The sequence below is a fragment of the Halovulum sp. GXIMD14794 genome (assembly GCF_054457455.1).
Genome location: NZ_JBTLNF010000003.1, coordinates 683,047 through 702,795, shown reverse-complemented (window position 1 = coordinate 702,795; position 19,749 = coordinate 683,047). Strand labels below are relative to the sequence as shown.

General features: G+C 65.0%; 21 protein-coding genes and 1 pseudogene. 12 read left to right on the top strand and 10 right to left on the bottom strand.

Features of this window, described 5'->3' with window-relative positions:
- Positions 1-103 precede the first annotated feature (103 nt).
- The 7 genes and pseudogenes from ACW9UR_RS05595 to ACW9UR_RS05565 all read left to right on the top strand — a co-directional run bounded on the left by ACW9UR_RS05595 (position 104) and on the right by ACW9UR_RS05565 (position 7,024).
- Complete coding sequence (locus ACW9UR_RS05595) at positions 104-1,051, top strand: LysR family transcriptional regulator (RefSeq protein ID WP_458915936.1); 948 nt, start codon at positions 104-106, stop codon at positions 1,049-1,051.
- Positions 1,048-1,992 carry an ABC transporter permease gene (locus ACW9UR_RS05590; RefSeq protein ID WP_458915935.1) on the top strand — a complete coding sequence of 315 codons (945 nt, stop codon included), beginning with the start codon at positions 1,048-1,050 and terminating at the stop codon, positions 1,990-1,992. The genes ACW9UR_RS05595 and ACW9UR_RS05590 overlap by 4 nt, the downstream gene beginning before the upstream one ends.
- A pseudogene (locus ACW9UR_RS05585) lies at positions 1,985-2,851 on the top strand (ABC transporter permease). The gene ACW9UR_RS05590 and the pseudogene ACW9UR_RS05585 overlap by 8 nt, the downstream one beginning before the upstream one ends.
- A 3-nt stretch (positions 2,852-2,854) precedes the next feature.
- On the top strand, positions 2,855-3,865 hold the full coding sequence (locus tag ACW9UR_RS05580) for an ABC transporter ATP-binding protein (protein WP_458915934.1): 1,011 nt from the start codon (positions 2,855-2,857) through the stop codon (positions 3,863-3,865).
- Positions 3,862-4,836 carry an ABC transporter ATP-binding protein gene (locus ACW9UR_RS05575; protein WP_458915933.1) on the top strand — a complete coding sequence of 325 codons (975 nt, stop codon included), beginning with the start codon at positions 3,862-3,864 and terminating at the stop codon, positions 4,834-4,836. Before ACW9UR_RS05580 ends, ACW9UR_RS05575 begins: the two co-directional genes overlap by 4 nt.
- A 92-nt stretch (positions 4,837-4,928) precedes the next feature.
- A complete protein-coding gene (locus ACW9UR_RS05570) occupies positions 4,929-5,975 on the top strand; it encodes a succinylglutamate desuccinylase/aspartoacylase family protein (RefSeq protein ID WP_458915932.1) in 1,047 nt (348 codons plus the stop codon).
- Between the two features lie 80 nt (positions 5,976-6,055).
- Complete coding sequence (locus tag ACW9UR_RS05565; RefSeq protein ID WP_458915931.1) at positions 6,056-7,024, top strand: SMP-30/gluconolactonase/LRE family protein; 969 nt, start codon at positions 6,056-6,058, stop codon at positions 7,022-7,024.
- Between the two features lie 132 nt (positions 7,025-7,156).
- Here ACW9UR_RS05565 and ACW9UR_RS05560 read toward each other — a convergent pair whose 3' ends face one another.
- The 5 genes from ACW9UR_RS05560 to ACW9UR_RS05540 form a co-directional block, all read right to left on the bottom strand.
- Positions 7,157-8,353 (bottom strand): Gfo/Idh/MocA family protein, encoded by a 1,197-nt coding sequence (locus ACW9UR_RS05560; protein WP_458915930.1) that lies wholly within the window; start codon positions 8,351-8,353, stop codon positions 7,157-7,159.
- 111 nt (positions 8,354-8,464) lie between these two features.
- Positions 8,465-9,193, bottom strand: a complete 729-nt coding sequence (locus ACW9UR_RS05555) for an HpcH/HpaI aldolase family protein (protein WP_458915929.1) — start codon at positions 9,191-9,193, stop codon at positions 8,465-8,467.
- A gap of 186 nt (positions 9,194-9,379) precedes the next feature.
- The gene (locus ACW9UR_RS05550; protein ID WP_458915928.1) at positions 9,380-10,597 is read right to left on the bottom strand and encodes a carbohydrate porin; all 1,218 of its coding nucleotides are present in this window, start codon (positions 10,595-10,597) and stop codon (positions 9,380-9,382) included.
- Positions 10,587-11,321: a DUF3299 domain-containing protein gene (locus tag ACW9UR_RS05545; protein ID WP_458915927.1), complete on the bottom strand. Its 735-nt coding sequence runs from the start codon at positions 11,319-11,321 to the stop codon at positions 10,587-10,589. The genes ACW9UR_RS05550 and ACW9UR_RS05545 overlap by 11 nt, the downstream gene beginning before the upstream one ends.
- Positions 11,322-11,644: 323 nt before the next feature.
- A complete protein-coding gene (locus ACW9UR_RS05540) occupies positions 11,645-13,090 on the bottom strand; it encodes an amidohydrolase family protein (protein ID WP_458915926.1) in 1,446 nt (481 codons plus the stop codon).
- A 152-nt stretch (positions 13,091-13,242) separates the two neighbouring features.
- Between ACW9UR_RS05540 and ACW9UR_RS05535 the strand changes: the two genes are divergently transcribed.
- Together ACW9UR_RS05535 and ACW9UR_RS05530 are read left to right on the top strand one after the other, a co-directional pair.
- Complete coding sequence (locus tag ACW9UR_RS05535; RefSeq protein WP_458915925.1) at positions 13,243-14,262, top strand: helix-turn-helix domain-containing protein; 1,020 nt, start codon at positions 13,243-13,245, stop codon at positions 14,260-14,262.
- Between the two features lie 217 nt (positions 14,263-14,479).
- Entirely contained in the window at positions 14,480-14,656 is a 177-nt protein-coding gene (locus ACW9UR_RS05530) for a hypothetical protein (protein ID WP_458915924.1), read from the top strand.
- 151 nt (positions 14,657-14,807) lie between these two features.
- Here ACW9UR_RS05530 and ACW9UR_RS05525 read toward each other — a convergent pair whose 3' ends face one another.
- Entirely contained in the window at positions 14,808-15,047 is a 240-nt protein-coding gene (locus ACW9UR_RS05525) for a hypothetical protein (RefSeq protein ID WP_458915923.1), read from the bottom strand.
- Positions 15,048-15,368: 321 nt separating this feature from the next.
- On the opposite strand from ACW9UR_RS05525, the gene ACW9UR_RS05520 reads away from it, so the two are divergent.
- On the top strand, positions 15,369-15,506 hold the full coding sequence (locus tag ACW9UR_RS05520; RefSeq protein WP_458915921.1) for a hypothetical protein: 138 nt from the start codon (positions 15,369-15,371) through the stop codon (positions 15,504-15,506).
- A 17-nt stretch (positions 15,507-15,523) separates the two neighbouring features.
- On the opposite strand, the gene ACW9UR_RS05515 is transcribed toward ACW9UR_RS05520, so the two are convergent.
- Both ACW9UR_RS05515 and ACW9UR_RS05510 read right to left on the bottom strand, forming a co-directional pair.
- Entirely contained in the window at positions 15,524-15,658 is a 135-nt protein-coding gene (locus ACW9UR_RS05515; RefSeq protein WP_458915920.1) for a hypothetical protein, read from the bottom strand.
- Between the two features lie 139 nt (positions 15,659-15,797).
- On the bottom strand, positions 15,798-15,923 hold the full coding sequence (locus ACW9UR_RS05510) for a hypothetical protein (protein ID WP_458915919.1): 126 nt from the start codon (positions 15,921-15,923) through the stop codon (positions 15,798-15,800).
- Between the two features lie 249 nt (positions 15,924-16,172).
- Here ACW9UR_RS05510 and ACW9UR_RS05505 point away from each other — a divergent pair, with 249 nt between their 5' ends.
- Positions 16,173-16,625, top strand: a complete 453-nt coding sequence (locus ACW9UR_RS05505) for a hypothetical protein (protein ID WP_458915918.1) — start codon at positions 16,173-16,175, stop codon at positions 16,623-16,625.
- A gap of 38 nt (positions 16,626-16,663) precedes the next feature.
- Positions 16,664-16,948 carry a hypothetical protein gene (locus tag ACW9UR_RS05500; RefSeq protein ID WP_458915917.1) on the top strand — a complete coding sequence of 95 codons (285 nt, stop codon included), beginning with the start codon at positions 16,664-16,666 and terminating at the stop codon, positions 16,946-16,948.
- A 145-nt stretch (positions 16,949-17,093) separates the two neighbouring features.
- On the opposite strand, the gene ACW9UR_RS05495 is transcribed toward ACW9UR_RS05500, so the two are convergent.
- Positions 17,094-18,062: an NAD(P)-dependent oxidoreductase gene (locus tag ACW9UR_RS05495; protein ID WP_458915916.1), complete on the bottom strand. Its 969-nt coding sequence runs from the start codon at positions 18,060-18,062 to the stop codon at positions 17,094-17,096.
- 9 nt (positions 18,063-18,071) lie between these two features.
- Complete coding sequence (locus ACW9UR_RS05490) at positions 18,072-19,631, bottom strand: trimethylamine methyltransferase family protein (protein ID WP_458915915.1); 1,560 nt, start codon at positions 19,629-19,631, stop codon at positions 18,072-18,074.
- Positions 19,632-19,749: the final 118 nt, after the last annotated feature.

Sequence of the window (19,749 nt, the reverse complement as noted above, 5' to 3'; positions counted from 1 at the left end):
ATAATGTGCCCCCGCAATCGACGTTGCCTGAATCCCCCTTCATCCCGCAGCTTCCCTGAAAACCAGCCGGCCAAGAAGGACCGGTCGGACAAAGGGAGCCGGGATGGAAACACGCCACGCACGTATGATCCGCGAGATCGCCGAGACCGGCCGGTTTTCGGCCGCGTCCGAGCGTCTTGGCATCGGTCAGCCCGCGCTCAGCAAGATCGTTCGGCGGATCGAGGACGAGTTCGGCGTCCGGCTGTTCGACCGTGGCCCGCAGGGCGCGATCCTGACGCCCTTCGGGCGGTTGTTCCTGGACTACGCCCAGGTGATCGAACGCGAAACGCGCGACCTTGGCACCATCGCGCAATCCATGCGCAAGGGCGCCAGCGGCCATTTCCGCATCGGCGCCGGGCAGACCTGGGTGCACGAACAGCTTCCCGAGATATTCGTGCGGGTCCACGAGGCCCGTCCCGGCCTGCGCATGAGCGTCATCGCCGGATCCGTACCCGAGCTGACGGCCAAACTGACGAACGGGCAACTCGACCTCGCGTTCTCGTCGATGACGGTTCCCTTCGGGCCCGAGCTTTGCGTCGAGGAACTGACCCATGGCCAACTGCACGTCGTCGCCCGAAAAGGGCATCCGCTGGCACAACTAGACCGGCCATGCCGTTTCGAGGAAATGATGCAGTACGGCTGGGTTGTCGGCGAGTGCAGCCAGTTGGACCTCACCTGGGACTGGCTGACCTCGACCGCGCGCAAGCACGGGATGGAGAAACCGCATGTCGTGCTTGAAAGCTACCAGAAGCACCTCACGACCCGTGCCCTGTTGTCGAGCGACCTGCTGGGCTTTCAGCCGCGCCACTCGCCCCCGGTCGTCTCGGGAGAGCTGGCGATCATCTCGGAACAGCGGGTCGCACGGATGCGCGCAACGGGCATGATCTGGCGCCGCAACCGCCAGATCAGTCCGGGACTGGAATTCATCATGGACACCGCGCGCCAGGTCATCGCCGACCGCGACGCGGCCATCGCGGCCAAGGCCGCGGCAGACGCAAGGGCCCAGGCATGAGCCGTTACATCATCAAGCGCCTGATCAGCGCCTTTCCGGTGCTGCTGCTGGTCAGCATTACCGCCTTCATTATCATGCAGCTCGTCCCCGGAGACGCCGCCGCGATCATCGCCGGGCAGGACGCGACCATTGACGAGATTGAATTCATCCGCAGCCAGCTTGGCCTCGACCAGCCCTGGCCCACGCGGCTGTGGGAATGGATGAGCGGCCTCGCCCGAGGCGACCTCGGCTATTCCTATATCCTCAATCGCCCCGTCACCGACGCCATCATCGAGCGGTTGCCGGTCACCCTGTCGCTCGCCGGTCTCTCGATCGCCTTCGCGACGGTCATGGGCGTCTCGCTGGGCATCCTCGCAGCCGTGTTCCACCGCACCTGGATCGACGCGGCGGCGATGACTGTCGCGCTCTGCGGCGTGTCGGTGCCGAACTTCTGGTTCGGCCTTGTGGGCATCCTGATCTTCTCGGTCGGGCTGGGCTGGTTCCCGCCCGGCGGGTTCGTCTCCCCCGCCGAGTCGCTCTCGGGCTGGTTCCTGTCGATGGTGCTGCCCGCGCTGACGCTGGGCACGGCGACAATGGGTCAGATCTCGCGCTTCACCCGTTCGGTGATGCTGGAGCAGCTGGGCCAGGACTATGTCCGAACGGCACAGGCCAAGGGGCTGGCCGAGCGGCAGGTGATCGGCAAGCACGCCCTGAAGAACGCGATGATCCCCATCATCACCGTCATCGGCATCACCTTCTCGCTGACGATGGCGGGCGCAATCGTGGTCGAGTCGGTGTTCTCGCTCAACGGGCTGGGGCGGCTGATGCTGCACGGCATCATGCGCCGCGACTACCCGGTGCTGCAGGGCGGCCTCGTGGTGATCGCCTTCTCGTTCGTGTTCATCAACCTGCTGGTGGACATCCTCTATTCCTGGCTCGACCCGAGGGTGCGCTATGACTGACCTTTCCACCGCAGCTCCGCGCACGCGCCGCCTGCGCCTGTCGCTATCGGGCGCGCACTGGCCACTGCTCATCGGTGGCGCGATCTTCGGCCTGATCGTCCTTGCCGCCGCGCTCGGCCCGTTCCTGACGCCTCTGGGCCCCGAGGACACCTCGCTCATGGACCGGTTCAAGGGCCCGTCGCTGTCGCATCCGTTCGGCACCGACAGTTTCGGCCGGGACGTGATGACGCGCGTGCTCTACGGCGGGCATGTCTCGCTGTTGATCGGGCTGGCGGTCGTCGTGATCGCCGCCGTTCTGGGCGTGCTGATCGGCGCGGTGGCAGGCTATTTCCCGCGCCTCGACAATCCGATCATGCGGGTGATGGACGCGGGCGAGGCGTTCCCGACGCTGCTCATGGCCATCGCGCTTGCAGCCGTGCTCGGGCCGGGCGTCATCAACGTGGTGGTGGCGCTCGGCGTCGCCTACGCTCCGAGGACAGCGCGGATCGTGCGCGCCTCGGTCCTGGTGGTGGCTTAGCAGCAATTCGTCGAGGCGGCACGTGCCTCGGGCGCAAGCCCGGCGCGGATCATCCTGACCCACCTGATCCCCAACGCGCTGGCCCCGGTGATCGTGCAGATGACCTTCATCTTCGCCGACGCCGTGCTGGCCGAGGCGGCGCTCAGCTTCATCGGCATCGGCCCGCCGCCGCCCGCACCGACCTGGGGCAACATCATCGCGGACGGTCGGACCTATCTCTACTCGGCGGCGTGGATCACCATGTTCCCCGGCCTTGCGATCTTCCTGACCGTGCTGTCGCTGAACCTGCTGGGCGACGGGCTGCGCGACGCGCTCGACCCGCGCATGAAGAAGGTAAGCTGAGCCATGACCGCACCGCTTCTCGAGGTCTCGGACCTGACCATCACGCTGGGCACCGGCGCGCGTGCCATCGACATCGTGGACGGGGTGAGCTTTTCCATCGCCCCCGGCGACCGGCTGGGCGTCGTCGGGGAATCCGGCAGCGGCAAGAGCATGATCGCACTGTCGCTTCTGGGTCTGCTGCCGCGCGCCATGACGATGACCCGTGGCAAGATCCGCTTCGACGGGCTGGCGCTGGCCGAACTCCGGCCCGAGCGCCTGCGCGAGATCCGCGGCCGCGACATATCGATGATCTTCCAGGAACCCGCCACCGCGCTGAACCCGGTGTTCACCACGGGCGAGCAGGTCTCGGAAGTGCTGCGCCGTCACGAACGCCTGTCCCGCGTCGAGGCCCGTAATCGCACGATCGAGCTGTTCCGCCAGGTCGGCATCCCTGCCCCCGAGCGCCGGATCGCAGACTATCCGCACCAGATGTCGGGCGGCATGCGGCAGCGGGTGATGATCGCGATGGCGTTGGCCTGCCGTCCCCGGCTGCTGATCGCGGACGAGCCGACGACGGCCCTTGATGCCACGATCCAGCGGCAGATCATCGACCTGCTGACCCGCCTGCAGGACGAGACCGGAGTCGCGATCATGCTGATCAGCCACGACCTGCCGCTGGTCGCGTCCTTCGCGCGGCGGATCATGGTGATGTACGCAGGCCGACAGGCCGAGACCGCCCCGGCGGACACCCTCTTCGACGCGCCTCGGCATCCCTACACCCAAGGGCTGATCGCCTGCGCGCTCGGCCTCGAGGATGGCGTCGCGCGCCTGCCCGCAATCGAGGGCCAGGTGCCCACGCCCGCCGCCTTCCCCGCCGGGTGCCGCTTCGCCACCCGCTGCCCCTACGTGCAGGACCGCTGCCACACAACCGTTCCGCCGGTCGAACCCGTTGGCCCCGCCCACGACGCCGCCTGTCTCCGGCTGGACGACTTGGACGCCCGTTCCCCTGCCCCCCACACGGAGCTCACCGCATGAACGCCCCGCTTCTGGAGGTCCGCGACCTCGGCAAATCCTTCCCGGTCCGCAGCGGCTTGTTCGGCCGCTCCACCGGCAGCGTGCAGGCGGTGGACGGGCTGAGCTTCGACATCGCCCCCGGTGAAACGCTCGGGCTTGTCGGCGAAAGCGGCTCTGGCAAGACCACGACCAGCCGCATGCTGATCCGCCTGCTGGACCCGACACGCGGCAGCATCCGCTTCGCCGGGACCGAGATCGCCGGATTGCGCGGCAAGGACCTTCAGGCACTGCGTCGCGAGATGCAGATCGTGTTCCAGGACCCGTTCGGTTCGCTCGACCCACGCATGACCGCGCGCCGGATCATCTCGGAACCGCTGGTCGTCGAGGGCCGGCTGAGTGCCAGCCAGCGCCGCGCCCGCGTTGACGAGTTGATGCAGATGGTCGGCCTGCCCGCGGCCTTCGCCGACCGCTACCCGCACCAGTTCTCGGGCGGCCAGCGGCAGCGCATCGGCATCGCCCGTGCCCTGGCGCTGACGCCCCGTTTCCTGGTCTGCGACGAGGCGGTCTCGGCGCTCGACCTTTCGGTGCAGGCGCAGATCGTGAACCTGTTGAAGGACCTGCAACGGGATCTTTCGCTGACCATCCTTTTCGTCGCGCACGATCTGCAGGTGGTGCGGCACATCTCGGACCGGGTCGCGGTGATGTACCTCGGCCGGATCGTCGAACTGGCCCCGACGAAGGCGCTCTACGAGCGGCCCGCGCATCCCTATACCCGGATGCTGCTGGGTGCGGCACCCAGCCTTCGGCCCAAACCCGGCGCCCATACCGCGCCGCCACCCTCGTCCGAGATCCCCAGCCCGCTCTCGCCGCCCTCGGGCTGCCATTTCCACCCGCGCTGCCCCCTCGCCACCGATCTCTGTGCCCGGCAAGTACCCGAACTGCGCACTGCAGGCGGCGGCCACCGCATCGCTTGCCACCACGCCGAGGGCTGACCCCTCGCGGTTTGGGTATTGATTTCCCCCGGCCGTCTGCGAAAGCTTTTCGCCTTGCCGGAGACAGGCTCCGGGACGAGCGAGGATACCCGGTGACAGCAAAACGAAGCGCGTTCGCGATCGGCGGGGAGACCGTAGCCGCCGGCAGCCGCCGTACGGTGGACCTGCCCGTCAGCTCGCTCTCGGACCACACGCCCGTGACCATGTCCGCGCACGTGATCCACGGCAAGGCCGAGGGGCCGACGGTCTTCGTCAGCGCGGGCGTCCACGGCGACGAGGTCATCGGCATCGAGATTGTCCGCCGTCTGCTGAAGTCGCCGGGCCTGCGGGGCCTCAAGGGCACGCTGATCGTCGTGCCTATCGTCAATTCCTTCGGCTTCATCAACAAGTCCCGCTACCTGCCGGACCGGCGCGATCTGAACCGCTCGTTCCCGGGCAGCGAGGGCGGATCGCTCGCGGCACGGCTGGCGCACCTCTTCCTGTCTGAGGTCGTCTCGCGCTCGGACATCGGGATCGACCTGCACTCGGCGGCGGTGCACCGCACCAACTACCCGCAGATCCGCGTCTCGCCCGAAGATCAGGAGATGCGCCGCCTCGCCGACGTCTTCGGCGCGCCGATCGTCATGCAATCGCCGATCCGGGAAGGCTCCTTGCGCGGCGCGGCGCAGGAACTGGGTACGAAGATCCTGCTCTACGAGGCTGGCGAGGGACTGCGGTTCGACGAGGTCTCGGTGCGCGCCGGTCAGGTCGGCATCCTGCGCGTCCTGCGTTCGCTTGGGATGATCTCGGGCCGCGGCGTCACAGCGTCCAAGGCGCCACCGCAGTTCTGCGCCTCCAGCAGATGGCTACGCGCACCGATGGGCGGGCTCTTCCGCTGCTTCCGCTCCGACGGCGACGCGGTGCGCGAGGGCGAGGTGCTGGGCTCGGTATCGGATCCGTTCGGCGACCAGGAGAACGAGATCGTGGCCCCGTTCGACGGCATCATCGTCGGCCGGGCAGTGATGCCTGTGGTCAACGAAGGCGACGCGGTGTTTCACCTGGCCCGGGTCGGCGCCTTCGCCAAGGCCGAGGGCGCGCTGGACGGTCACGCAACGCAACTGGCCGACGATCCGATGTTCGACGAGGACGAGATCATCTGAGCGCCGTATAGCCCAATGTTGCCCAGGCGCAGTAGGTGCCTTAGTCAGGAAAGCGCAACATCAGGGGAGAGGGCGGAACCATGACGGACCAGGGAAATCATGCATCAAGCTGGCAACCGGCAAGCCGCTATCCCGATCCGTCCGTCATCTCGCTCGATCCGTGCTTCGACAAGTACCGGCTGCCCCTGGCGGGCGTCGAGCGGCTGGCCACTGGGTGCCGCTGGTCCGAGGGCCCGGTCTGGTTCGGCGACGGCCGCTACCTCCTCTGGAGCGATATTCCCAACAACCGGATCATGCGCTGGGACGAGGTGACCGGCCAGGTCTCCGCCTATCGCGAGCCGTCGAGTTTCTCGAACGGCCAGACGCGCGACCGCCAGGGCCGGCTGATCACCTGCGAGCATGGCCCCCGCAGGGTGACGCGGACGGAGTACGACGGGACGATCACCGTGCTCGCCGACAACTTTAAGGGCAAGCGGCTGAACTCGCCCAACGACGTTGTCGTGAAGTCGGATGGCAGCATCTGGTTCACCGACCCGCCATTCGGCATTCTCGGCAACTACGAGGGCCACAGGTCCGAGCCGGAACTGGGTCAGAACGTCTACCGGCTCGAGCCGGAGAGCGGTCGGCTCTCGGTCGTGGCGGACGACATCCTGGGGCCGAACGGGCTGGCATTCTCGCCGGACGAAAGCCTGCTGTACATCGTCGAGTCGCGGGGCGTTCCGACCCGCAAGATCCTCGCCTATGACGTCGGACACGACGGCGAGACGCTGAGTGGCAAACGGGTGCTGATCGACGCCGGTCCCGGTACGCCGGATGGGTTCCGCGTCGACGTCGACGGCAATCTCTGGTGCGGTTGGGGCATGGGGTCGGACGATCTTGACGGCGTGATGATCTTCGCCCCGGACGGAACGCCCATCGGCCGCATCGCCCTGCCCGAACGCTGCGCTAACCTCTGCTTCGGAGGCCGCGCCAACAGCCGCCTGTTCATGGCCGCCAGCCACTCGGTCTACGCGCTTTATGTCAATGTCGCGGGCGTTGCGGGAGGCTAGCGCCAGGCCCATGAAAGGCCGTTCCTCGAGGCCCGGTGACGATCGCCCATCACTGACCGATCGACCTTAGGCAGACGTGCCGGCCGATGCGCAAAGCGGTTGAGAACGCCGCCCCCTGCCCCGCCGTATTGCTCAGGCCGTGCGCCCGAAATCCACCCAGGTGCCGCCAGCCTCGTGGCTGTCGGCACAGGCGTGGATGAACCGTACGCCCTGCGCACCGTCGATCCCGGTCGGCAGTTCGACCAGGCCCTCGGGCAGGGGCTGGCCGGAAACCTCGGCCGCGATCGCCACGCCGATCTCGGCATATAGGTTCGCCCAGGCGTCGCTCAGCGCCTCGGGGTGGCCGCGCGGCAGATGCACCAGCCGCTCCGCTTCGGGGCAGAGGCCGACGCCCTTGCCGCGGAGGATATGCCGCTCGGGCTCGTTCAGCGGCGTGTGCACCAGCCGTTCGGGATGCTCCTGGTCCCAGCTCAGCCCGCCCTTCTCGCCCCAGATCCGCATCCGGAGGCCACAGTATTGCCCCGGCGCAGCCTGCGTGACCCAGAGAAGACCGGGCACGCCGCCCTCCATCCGCAGGTTGACGTAGGCCGTGTCCTCCAGGTCCTTCGGCGCACCGCAGACATGAAAATCGGCCCGCAGCGCGTCGATGTCGAGCCCGGTGGTGTAGTGCAGCAGGTGGTAGGCATGGGTGCCGATATCCCCCATCGCCGAGGATCGCCCGGCTTTCTCGGGGTCCATCCGCCAGGCCCGCCCCTTGATCGAAGGATCGGGGGCTTCGGTCGCCCATTCCTGCAGGTACTCCACATTGACCTGCCGGATACGGCCCAGATCGCCGTTCAGGATCATGTGCCGCGCTTGCCGGACCATGGCGTGGAATGCGAACGGATACGTGATGTAGAGCTTCGGCCCGCCGTCGCGGCCATGGAGCGCCAGCGCCTCGGCATCGTCGAGCCGCGTGGTCATCGGCTTGTCGAGGATCACATTTATCCCGGCATCGAGGAACGCCTTGGCGATCTCGAAATGCGTCCAGTTCGGCGTGCAGATCGATACCGCGTCGATCCCGTCCGGCCGCGCCGCCTCGGCGCGGGCCATCTCGGCGAAATCGGCATAGCTGCGATCCTCGGGGATCATCCAGCGCGCGGCCGAGGCCCGCGCCCGTTCGGGATCCGAGGACAGGGCACCGGCGACGATCTCCCAATGGTTTGAGAGCCGCGCGCCCGCCGAGTGCCAGTCCCCGACGAGGGCGCCGATGCCGCCGCCCACGAACCCCAGGCGCAAGCGGCGGTCAAGCAATGGCTGCCGCAGCGGCGCGCGCATATCGATGGTCAATCCAGTGTCCTCCCTCGGGCGTTGTTTAGGCGATCCTAGAGGCGGACGAGCCTTGGGGAAAAGCCCGGGATGTTCAGTTCGGACATCTCCCCGTTCGCCAGGCGGATCCGCTCAGATGTCCTTGAAAAAGCTGGTGATCGCCTTGTGCTCGCTCGCCAGCAGGAAGACGTTCGCGCCTGCGTCGCGCCACTCCGGGATCTCTGCCGCGCTTCCGACGAACAGCGCCGAGGATTTCCCGGCGCCCACCGTCTCGTCGATCACCGCCCGCGTCAGTTCGGCGACACGCGCGTGCCCCGCGCCGAAGATTCCCATGGAAGCGCCAAGATCGGCGCGGCCCACGAAACAGGCGTCGATGCCATCGACCCGCGCGATTTCGGCCGCGTTCGCGGCGGCGGCTTCGCTCTCGATCTGGGCGATGATCACCGTGCCTTCCGCCCGCTCGACCAGGTCCGCCGCCGGAATGGAACCATAACCGCCGCCCCGGTTGGTACCCGCAAAGCCACGACCGCCGGGAACATAGCGCGTGCGGGCGACGATCGCCTCGGCCTGCGCCGCCGAGCCGACATGGGGCACGACGATCCCCGCCGCGCCCATGTCGAGCACCCGAAGGATCGAGCCTGCAGTGTCGTCGAGCAGCCGCACCAGCACCGGAAGACCCGAGGCCCGGCCCGCAAGAATGCAGCGGTCGATCTCGGCCAGGGTGAAGGGCGCGTGCTCGGCGTCCAGCACGAGAAAATCCAGATCCGTGCCCGCAAGCACTTCGACCAAAACGTGATGGGGCGTCTTGAGGAACGTGCCCAACAGCGGCTCCTGCGCCGCCAGCCGCGTCTTCAGGTTCATGCGCCCCCCTGCCCCTCAGGCATTGTGCCGAAGAAAATTGGCAAGCTGTCTTTGCGCGATTAGATCCGGTGGGCCGAACGATTTCAACGCGGCAATCCACAAATCAACTGATCACATGCATTTGGCCGGGCAACCGCGCCGCGCGCTGAAGCGAGTGGAATGGTAGCCGAGGTCACCACCGCATGGTCAGAACGCGATCCGCGTCCGCAGCCCGACGATCGTGATCTGGTCCTGCGCGGGGTCGAGCAGCGGGTTCGAGATGAGTTGCACCGATGGCGTTAGCTGGAAACCCGGCGAGATCGAGAAGCGGTAAAACGCCTCGGCGGTGAACTGGGTGCCGTCGATCCCGTCCGCCCCTGCCCAGTTCAGACCGATGCCCGCGAGGTCGGTGTTACGGCGATACCAGGCCACGCCAGTCGAAAGCGATCGCTCGTAGAGCGCTGCGGTGCCCTTCGAGACACCTGCGCGCAGGAAGGGCAGCCATTCGTTGTCGATGAACCATGCGGCAGAGAGGCTGGCGCCGTAGTCCTCGGCCCGGCTTCCGTCGTCGGCGGCGTCTGAGTGCCACACGGTCAGGTGGATGTTGTCGAAGTAGATCCGATCCAGATCGCTGGTGTAGCCGATCTCGACGCTCTTGAAGAGATCCCCGTCGCTGAACACGTCGAAATCGGGCTCGGAGGGATCGGCGTTCGCGTCGGCCAGACTGCCGACCGCGTAAAAATTGCTGCCGAGTGCCAAGCCGCCGGCGATGCCGAGCCCGGGGTTGGGCGCGTTGATCGTCGGGTTTGTGTTGAATGCAAGGTTCTGGAACGCGGTATAGGGGCTGACGGCGCCGTAGACGTCCAGAAAATCCGTCACGTCGATCTGGCCGATCTGAAAGGTCCAAGACCGGTCAGGCGCGCGCTGGGTCCAGAACAGGTTGGTCAGCAGCGTGCCGCTGTCGTTGAAAGCCGTCCCGGAGATGGCGAGTGCGCCACCGTCGAGGCCGAAGAATTGCGGCGCGACATCTCCATAGCTGTGCCGGTTCTCGAGTTTGAACGTGAGCGCACCGTTCTCGGTCGCCTGCCAGGTTCCGTAGGCGCGGGCGATGCCGCCTGCGGCCTCGCCAGCTCCAAGGTCAGCGGTCGACACCTGTCCAAGCGACAGGTAGTCCAGCTTGAAGGCGAAGCCGCGCTCGGCGAGATCCCCCTTCCAGCGGTAAAGGCCCGGCAGACCGCCACGCGGGAAGTCTGATCGGTACTGCGGATCGGTGAGACCGTCACCAGGCGCAAGTTCGGCCGCCACCGAAGACGGGCCGGACAAGCCGCCCTCCTGAGCCGAGGCCTGAGCCACAAAAAGGGTTGCGGCGAGCAGCGTAGGCCAGAGCCGCGTGCCCTGACGGATCAACCCGACGCTACTCGACATCGATCACCCCCGACGCGCGCAATCTATCGGCAAGCTGGTCCACCCAAGGGTTCGTCATCTCGGAGGCGGGCGCCGGGCGGAAGGGCGTCTGTACTTCGCTGACCTCCATTGCGAAAGTCGCCCGCATCGGCACGACACCGTCGACGACGACAATCTCACGCGCCGAGGGATCGATCGCCAGCGCGCCGGTCACCAGTACGGGCTGATGGATCGTCTCAGGCGTCCAGCCTTCCGGCAGGCTCATCTGCACCATCTGGTTAGGCTGCGGCGGCGGCATGTGGCTGCACATGCCGCGCTCAGGCACCAGATAGGCAGTTGGCTCGCCGTCCGCGTCGGGCGGCGCGGGGATTGCAAAGCCCGCAAGCGTCACGACCTCCCCGTCAAGCGCCGCGTTGCCCGCTATCGCCGCCCGCTCCCGGCGCTCGGCCACGACCCAGCGCTGCGAGATGATCCAGTCGACGTCGATCCCGGCACCTTCCAGCGCCGCCTCCGCCGCAGTCGCGCGTTGCGCAGCGTCCGGAGACACCTTTGCCCCGGCCTCTCCAGACGCTCGAAATCGCGCGACCGTACGCACAGCCTCGAGTTGCTCCAATGTCAGATCGAGGTACGGATCCTCGTAGGTCTGAGCCGCCTGGTCGACAAGTTCCGCCCAGTCGAGCGGCGGGCCGGCCCATGCCGGAGCGGAAAGAAAGGCCGTGATCACTGCAAGTGCAATTGCGCGCATGTTTCTATCCTGTTCGCGGAAGGGCCAGCGATATGGCAACGGCAGCCGGGCTCCCCTGAGTAGCTTTCCGGTCGCAAAGCCGAAGGTGACCGAGCCGCCGAGCCCCCTAGCGCCATCAAGCGAACTTTCCGCTTTCCGGTTGGCCGAGAGCTTCGGCTTCATTACCAGAGCTCCTGAAAACGTGCATATGCCCGGATCGGCCTTGTCGGTGCATGGTTCATCGCTCGATATCATCGGCGTCCGACAGGGCGACCTGAGCCGCCGCTGCCATTCCGGATCTCAGCTCGACGTGGTCTTGCGGATCACGCCGTGCCTCATGATCCTCACGGGTAAATGCCTGGTTCTCTTACCGCCGGCCGGTACATGACGCTGTCGCTATCGACCATAGTGTTCTTGTACGCGCGGCCATCCTTCATGACGAGTTGAAGCTTGCTCTCGTCGAGGATGAGGTTGATGTCCTCAAGCGGGTTTCCGTCCCAGATCAGGATGTCGGCATAGCTTTCGGGCGCAATTCGACCGAGATGGTATGTTTGATACGGAGCTTTCGGGCCGGACCATGCCAGCACGATCCCGGCATTGCCGGTCCAGTGCTTGAGCGCCTGTGCGGGCGAGAATCCAGCCTCCACGTTGCAGGTCAGGTCTTCCTTGATCTTTTCAACAAGCCCCGGGCTGAACATATCTGAGCCGCCCACAATGAACATGCCGTACTCGTTCATCCACTTGGACATACGGCGCACGCCTTCGCCTGCTGCGACGCCCTTGAGCTTCTGTTCATGCGTAAAGAACTCAGGCATGGTTTCATAGCTGCCAAAGGACTTCACGCTCATGTAGCACTGGAAGCTCCAGACAATGTCCTTTGTTTCGTTGTATTTGGCGACCATCTTCTTGACCATGTCTTCCGAGATCAGGAAGCCATGTTCGAAGGATCGGGTGCCAAGACGAAGGTGCCTTTCGTAGCTTTCGTCGTGATAGGCATGGACCGCCACGTAGGTGCCGTTATCCCGTGCAATTTCAACTGCACGCGCGACTTCGTCTTCGGCCAGGCCCAGGATCTCAAGGGGATCAAACTCGCTGGCGACGCCGCCGCCGCCCATCACCTTGAGGAATGCTGCGCCACGGCGCAAGTTCAGCCGTGCCGCGCGGGTCACGTCGTCAACACCGTCGACAACCCATGTATTCGACGTCGCCTGTCCCATATCCAGGCCGTTCTCGAGCGTGTGCGGCGGGACGTTTCTGGCCGCCCAATCGCTGTGGCCGCCGGTCTGGCCAATGGCGCCCCCCGATGAGAAGATGCGTGGTCCCCGGATAAGCCCCATGTCGATGGCTTTGGCGACATCCAGAGGATCACCCGCAATGTCACGTACTGTCGTGATCCCTTTCATGAGCATGTGATCGTTCATGTACTGGATGGCGATCGCCCCACCTGCTGCGTCATCCCAACGGGTTTGATACGCAGCGGTGCCTTCGGGCGCATTCAGCATCACGTGTTGGTGCATGTCGATTAGACCGGGCGTCATCGTCTTTCCGGTGCCGTCAACCTCGAACGCGCCCTCGACCTCGATCGGATCGGTCGAAACCTGGGTGATGGCATTGCCTTCGACCAGCACGTTCGCGCCTTCAATCAGGTCCGGCCCAAATCCATCAAAGACGTCGACATTCGTGAACAGGATCGGAGCGGGCTCATTCTCCTGCGCATTGCTCGGGCCGGCGATCAGCGATGGCGACGCAAGCGCGACGGCTAGCGCTAAGAGGCGTGGTGTCTTGGGCATCTGCGGTCTCCTTGGGGGAACTTTCCTCACCCAGCCTAGCAAGGCCGCGGTTCGCACGACGGCCACTTTCATGGAAAACTTTGCAAGTCTTCTGCAAAAGTGGCCATACTCGCGTGGCCATTGTTGTATCCTGCTGGCCACGAGAGGTGTCCGTGCCGCAGAAGAGCCCACAGAACGAGCCGCAGGAAGGCTTCATTCGACTGATCCAGGTCTCGCCGTTCATCGAGTACCTGGCAGCGTCCCGGATCGACATGTCCGGACCGGTCGAGTCCATGGGCTTGGAGCTGCCGTCCCTCAAGGACCCGAATGTCTATGTCCATGCCGAGATCCTCTACGGATTGCTGAACGCGTTCGCAGATGCGGCGAACGACCCTTACCTCGGCGTGCATGTCGGCGAATACCACAATCTTGCCGGCTGGCCGGTGTTCGCCAATGCCGCCAAGACATCGAAGACGCTGGCGGAGTTCTTTACCAACTTCATCCGGCAGGTTCCGAAAGAAGCAAGCTCGGTCCGGCACGAACTGACGATCGGCGACGAGACCGCGGTCTACCGGGTATATCGCCTGCATCCACCCGCGGTGAGCCCCGCCCACGCCATGGGCTTCGGCGTCTCGCATTACTCCCGCCTCTTCCATGCGGTCGCCGGACCGGACTGGAACCCGGCCGAAGTGACGGTGCGAAGCGCCTATGTCGAGGCGATCCCCCCGAACTACGCGGGTCACACGATCGCGCGCGGCAGCGAACACGATCTGTCCTTCCGCTTCCCCGCTTCTTGGCTGTTTCGGGACCTACGTTTCGTCAGCCGGGCAACGCCGGCGCGGTTCGACGAGCCATCACAGGAAGTCTCTGTCATAGCGGCACTACGCTCCGTCCTCAGCACACGCGAAGACCTGGGGACCGTCGGTCCCGCCGACGTCGCCGCCGCGCTCGGCATCGCGGAAGACCGGCTCGCCAAGGCCCTCAAACGGCACGAAACGACGATCCCGCGTGAGTTGAAGCGCTACAAGATCGACCGGGCAAAGGAACTGTTGCACGGAGGAAAGCATACGGTCGCCGAGATCGGCCGGATACTCGGTTACGCTGACAACTCCCACTTCACGCGGTTCTTCCGGTCACAGACAGGCACGACGCCGAGCGACTATCTCGGATCGCGCGATACCGCTCGAAGATAGACCGGAAGTTAAGGTCGCCTCAGCGGTAACGGCATATTTCCATCTCCGGCTGCCGCAACGTTCGTTCTGCTACTGATACGGGCCGATTTTTTGGGCGAGGACCAGTGACCTCGCAATGTGGTTGCCGCCCTATGGACGCGGGCACTTACCGAATGATCCTGATCAAGGCAGAGGCATCGGGTCGGAAGTAGGCTGCCGGAAGAACACTAAAGGAGAAATGGAAGTGGTTGAGAATAAACGGCGCTACCGCACGCTGATGGCATTCGCGGTCATCCCGGCCATCTGCGCAATTCTGGCAGGCTGCGGACCGCAGGAAACCTACCCGATTTCGGGCGAAGCCTGTTCGCCGGACGACCCGGTCCAAACCCTCGATGCCGTGGGATGCGTCGCGTAGGATCAAGATTGTTCGGATCCGTCGCCGGGCGCGCACCTGCGAAACCGGCGACGGAATGGCCCTGCCCGGCAAGATCAGCCCTCTGCAACACCCGAATCCCAGGCGGGTGGCGCGGGTCAGCACATATACCGCCGGGCAGAGCGGTTTCAGGTTATTCGAGGCCCAGGACCTTCTTGACCTCATTGGTCAGATAGTCGGTGTCCTGGCTCGACTCGAGCAGACCCATGACCTGCGCAATCTGCTCTTCGGTCACGCCTTCGGGGACCTGCACGTCGATCTGTGCAGCGTTGATCTCGCTTTGCAGCTGGGTGATCTGCGCTTCGCTGGCCTGAGCAAAAGCCAGGGTGAAGGAGGTGGCCACCATGGCCAGGGAAAGAGTGATGTTCTTCATAATTTAGGTCCTTACAAGTTGAGCCGAATCGCTTCGGCTACCCAAGTAGATATAGACAATAAAAATAAATCAATTCCAATTTCTAGGTGAGTATTTCATGAAAATGTAATATAAATTTCAATTCTCTGAAAAAGTCCGACGAAAAGCCTCCCGTGTGGGCTGCCCTTGAACTCCTCGGCCGTCAAACCCGGATGCGAGATGTCTAGCAGCCTATCCTCGCCCCCAGCCATCACCTTGTCCATGTCGCCATCGCCAGCCGCCCGAAGTACATCCGAGGTCACGCTCGATGGATCAAGCGCCGCCATCTCGCGCGCACATCCAGTGCGTAGAGCGCCTGGAAGTGGACCAGAGCGTGCCATCGTCGTCGAGTGCGGCGATCCGGTCCCGCATGGGTACGCAGGTCTCGGCACCGGCGTCGGCGACGCTTTCGCGAACGCGATGATCGCCTGGGTGCGGTAGATCGTGGTCGGCCCGGTTTAGGTCTCGGACTGCAGCCTGTGCGGCGGGTACTGCTTGTAGCTGTCCGCCACCGTCTTCAGTTCCTCGCCGAAGAAGGGCATCGCCCAGTGGTTCTCGCCGCCAGTAGTAATGAAGATGTCGTAGCGCTCCATCGGGTTTTCCCACTAGTTGGATATCTGCAGGACGGTTGCCGAGTATTTCGTCAGTCCACGCCAGCCCAGCTCGGAGGCCGGGGTTTCAGACCCCGCGCGCGACATTGTCGCCGCGCATGTTGAAAACCGCCTTCCACGGCTAAAGCCGGATCACACCCGGCGTCGGTTCGTCCTCGGTAAAATGAAGCCACGAGTCGCGCTCCCAGTCCACGTCGTCCACGTCGGAGAACAGCATGGGCACCATGTCGTAGCTGTGGAAGACCATTGGCTGGCCTTCATACAAAGCGGCTTGTGGCTGCCGCCGTGGCGCCGTCGAACACCGACGTACGCGCGGAACTAGAGCGCATCGCAAAAGGCCGGACATACGAGCACAGCCGCCGGCGGATGGATTTCCTGCGCTATGTCGTCAAAGAGACGACGGAGGGTCGCTCCGACCGCATCAATGGATACACGGTCGCCACCGAGGTCATGCGGCGGGAAGAGACCTTCGACAGCAAGACCGATCCCGTGGTCCGTGTCGAGGCGCGCCGCCGACGTGGCGCTTGGCCACCTCTGGCCCAGGAACAGGCCGGCGACACCGCTCGAACCTGCACTGGTCGCCTTGCCCTTCCGGCCGCTCGGCGACTCCGAGGAAAGCCGGGACCTCGCCGCCGGGATCACGCTTGAACTGACCGACAGCTTGCGGCGGTATCAGGACTTTCGCCTGTACGCCGGGCCCATCGGCCTCGACCTTAGCGGCCGAACCCCGTCAGAGGTCGGACAGTACCTCGGTGTCGGCTTTGTCGTCTCCGGCATTGTCCGCAGCGACGCCGACAGCGTCCACTTCGCCACACAACTGGTCGAGATCGCCACCGGCCGCGTGGTCTGGACCAATGCCTATGACCGCGCGGCCCGACTGCCGGAACTGATCGCGATGCAGCAAGCAGTGGCGACCGAGATCGGCCACCCCACGGCACGCTATCGGTAGATCTTCAGGGAACTGCCGCCGATGAAGATGTCGCCAACATGAGCAGCTACCTCTGCGTATATGGCAGCTATTCCTACCGGCGAAACTTCGCGGAAATGGACTATGGCACTGTAAGGGAACGTCTCGACGCTGCGGTGGTTGCAATGCTTATGCGATCTCTGGAGATACCGAGCCCGCCGGGGCCGCGTTGGCCAAAAATGGCTCAAGCCGCTCCGGGTTTCGACCCGCTCGCGGCATTCATCCGGCACAAGGCGACGAAGGACATTCTCTGGGTCGCGGGAGCTGCGCTAGACAAGGCCGGCTGGGCGCCTGCAAGGAGCTGATCCCGGGAACCGATGCGACTTCTCTCCTGCGCGGTGGGATGTCCCTCCGATCGAAGTAAAGCTTGCTCATTCCTCCAGGACATCAATCCGGGGCGCCATCCAGCATCGCTGAGCTGTCGACTGTCGCGTCGTGCTCAAAGATCTGTCACCGATCCTCCGGCGCATCAGCATCGCGCTGCCGCGCGACTTCGCTGCCTAGGGCCTCGGGTTCTTCGTCGACGAGCACATGCGGAAAACCGGGGTACAGGATCTCGAGCTCCGTAGCCTCCTCGAGACGTTCGATGATCCGGTTGGACTGGGCGCGCTCCCCGCAGCGGCGCTGCCCGTCGGTCATGATATCGATGATAAGCGGCGAGATCTCGAGGGGGATCCGGAGCGTTTCAGCCAGCTTCTGGAACAGACCGATGTCCTTCTGGACGAGGTCCATGGTGAAGTTCACATCGCGCGACCCCGAAAGGATCAGCTGGCTCTCGGTTTCATGGACGAAGGAATTGCCGGAACTGATCCGGATCGCCTCGTAGGTGGTGCCGAGATCCAGGCCGGCAGCTTTCATGGTGGTCAGCGCCTCGCACAGCGACAGAAGGTTAACCGTGGCAAGATAGTTGGTCATCACCTTCAGCTTCGATGCAGAGCCGAGCGGTCCGGTGTGGAGGATCCGCCGCCCCATCACGCGCAGAATCGGCATGACGTGTTCGATCGCCGCCCGCTCTCCACCTGCAAATATCGAGATGTTTCCGGTGTCAGCCCTGTGGCAACCTCCGGACACCGGGCATTCCGCCACGTGCGCACCAGTTTCCGAGACAAGCTCGCCATGACGTATCATCTCGTCGGGGTCCGTGGTGGACATCTCGACCCAGGTCTTGCCTGGTCTCATCTCGGGCAGCACGTCCATCAGCACCGCGTCGCAGGCGGCCGGGGACGGCAGCGAGGTGATCACCACGTCTGAGCGTCGCATCACCTCGGCCGCCCCCTTGCCCGACGAAGCGCCACGGTCGACGAAAGCCTTGACCGCCGCGGTGTCGAGGTCGTGCACCGTCAGTTCGATCCCGTTGCGCAGCAGACTGCCCGCGAGTTTGGCGCCTACGCTTCCCAGTCCTATGAAACCGACCTTCATACGCCCCCCTCATCCACCTGCACCGAACCTGACCGGAAAACGTGCCCGGACGGCGCGGTCGATGTCCTCCGACACCTGCCGAGGCGCTGCATCGAGGATCTGCCGCACCTTTGCGCGCGCCGTTGCGAGCAGCTCAGGGCGCCCGGCATCCGCCCAGTCCTTGTGAGACATCCGGTTGCCGATCTCGGGGTAGAGATACTCGCTCTCCATCAGCCTTAGCGTCTGGTCGCTGCCCAAATAGTGCCCGGGCCCATCGCCGAGGCAGACGGACTTCATGACCTCGATAGAGAGACTGTCCTCGGTCACCTCGATCCCGCGGACGCAGCGCTGCGCCTGACCGATCAGATCGTTGCCGAGCACCATGCCCTCGGGGGAAAACCCCAGCAGCGAGGCATACATGCCCACAGACTCGTAGACCATGTTAAGTCCCGCGAGCCCGGCCATCACGTTTGTGATCCCCTGTTCCCAGCCGGCCTGCATGTCGGGCGTCTTCGCGTCGCTCATGCCCCCTGCAGCGCCGCCGGGAATGCCGTAGAACCGGTGCATCTGCGCGCAACCGGCTGAGAGCAGCGCTTGCTCGGCAGAACCGCCGGACATGGCCCCGGTCCGCAGGTCCGAAACGAAGGGCCAGGTTCCGAAGACCGCCGGGTGGCCTGGGCTGATCGCGTTCACGTAGACGACACCGGCCAACACCTCTGCCACAGCCTGCACGATGGCCGCCGCGATCGGCGCGGGTGCGGTGGCGCCAGCCTGACCGGCCGAGAGCAGAAGGATCGGCATGCCGGCGTGGATGCAGGCCTCCATGGTCAGGCAGCTTTCGGTCGCGAACTTCATCGGCGGGACGACGAAGCAGTTGGAGAGCGACACGAACGGCAGGGCCCGCCACGCGGCTTCGGACCCGGCGATGAGGTGTAGGAGTTCGATCCCAGGCGCGACGCTCGCCGGATCCGAGAACGAGGTCCCGACGTGCTTGGTCGTGCCCGCGACCGAGGCATAAAGCGTATTGATGTCCAATTCCACGAGATCGGCGATGTCACAGCAGACCATGGTCCGCTGGAAAAAGTGCAGGTTGTCGAGGTGATGCGCCAACCGGGCCGAGTCGTGGAGATCCTGGGCGGTAGATGCCCGGTATTCGCCGGTGAACGGATCTACGATGTTCACCGCAGCGCCAGCAGTGCCGTAGTGGACCCGGGTGCCCGAAAGATCCAGGTGATGCTGCGGATCGCGGCCGTAAAGCGGGAAACCCTTGGCGGCCCTGTCGAGCATGTCTTCGACCAGCGCACGAGGGAAACGCAGCCTGCCATCGTCGCCAAGCCTCGCGCCAGCCGCCGTCATGGCTTCCACGCCTGACGCAGGTGCCTGGCTGAGGCCGACCTGTTCCAGCGCGTCAAGCGCCGCTGCGTGGATCCGCGCGACCTCGACCTCCGACAGCGGGTTGTACTGCCCGCCTACAAGCCCGGGCCGAACCGCGCGGCGGTCCTCGGTCCTAGGTGCGGTCCGCAAGGCATGCCGTGCAGCGCGTCCCCCGCTCCGACGCGTATGCGGGATCTGGTCGATCTTGGCGTTCACATCCGTCCCCCTTCAGGTTTCCATCCGCACTAAGGACCCAGGCATTCGCGCGGCCAACGCCCCAAACCGAACTCTTCGATCTCGGAGCGCGCGGCACGGGGGCGCCCGGCGGGCCGTC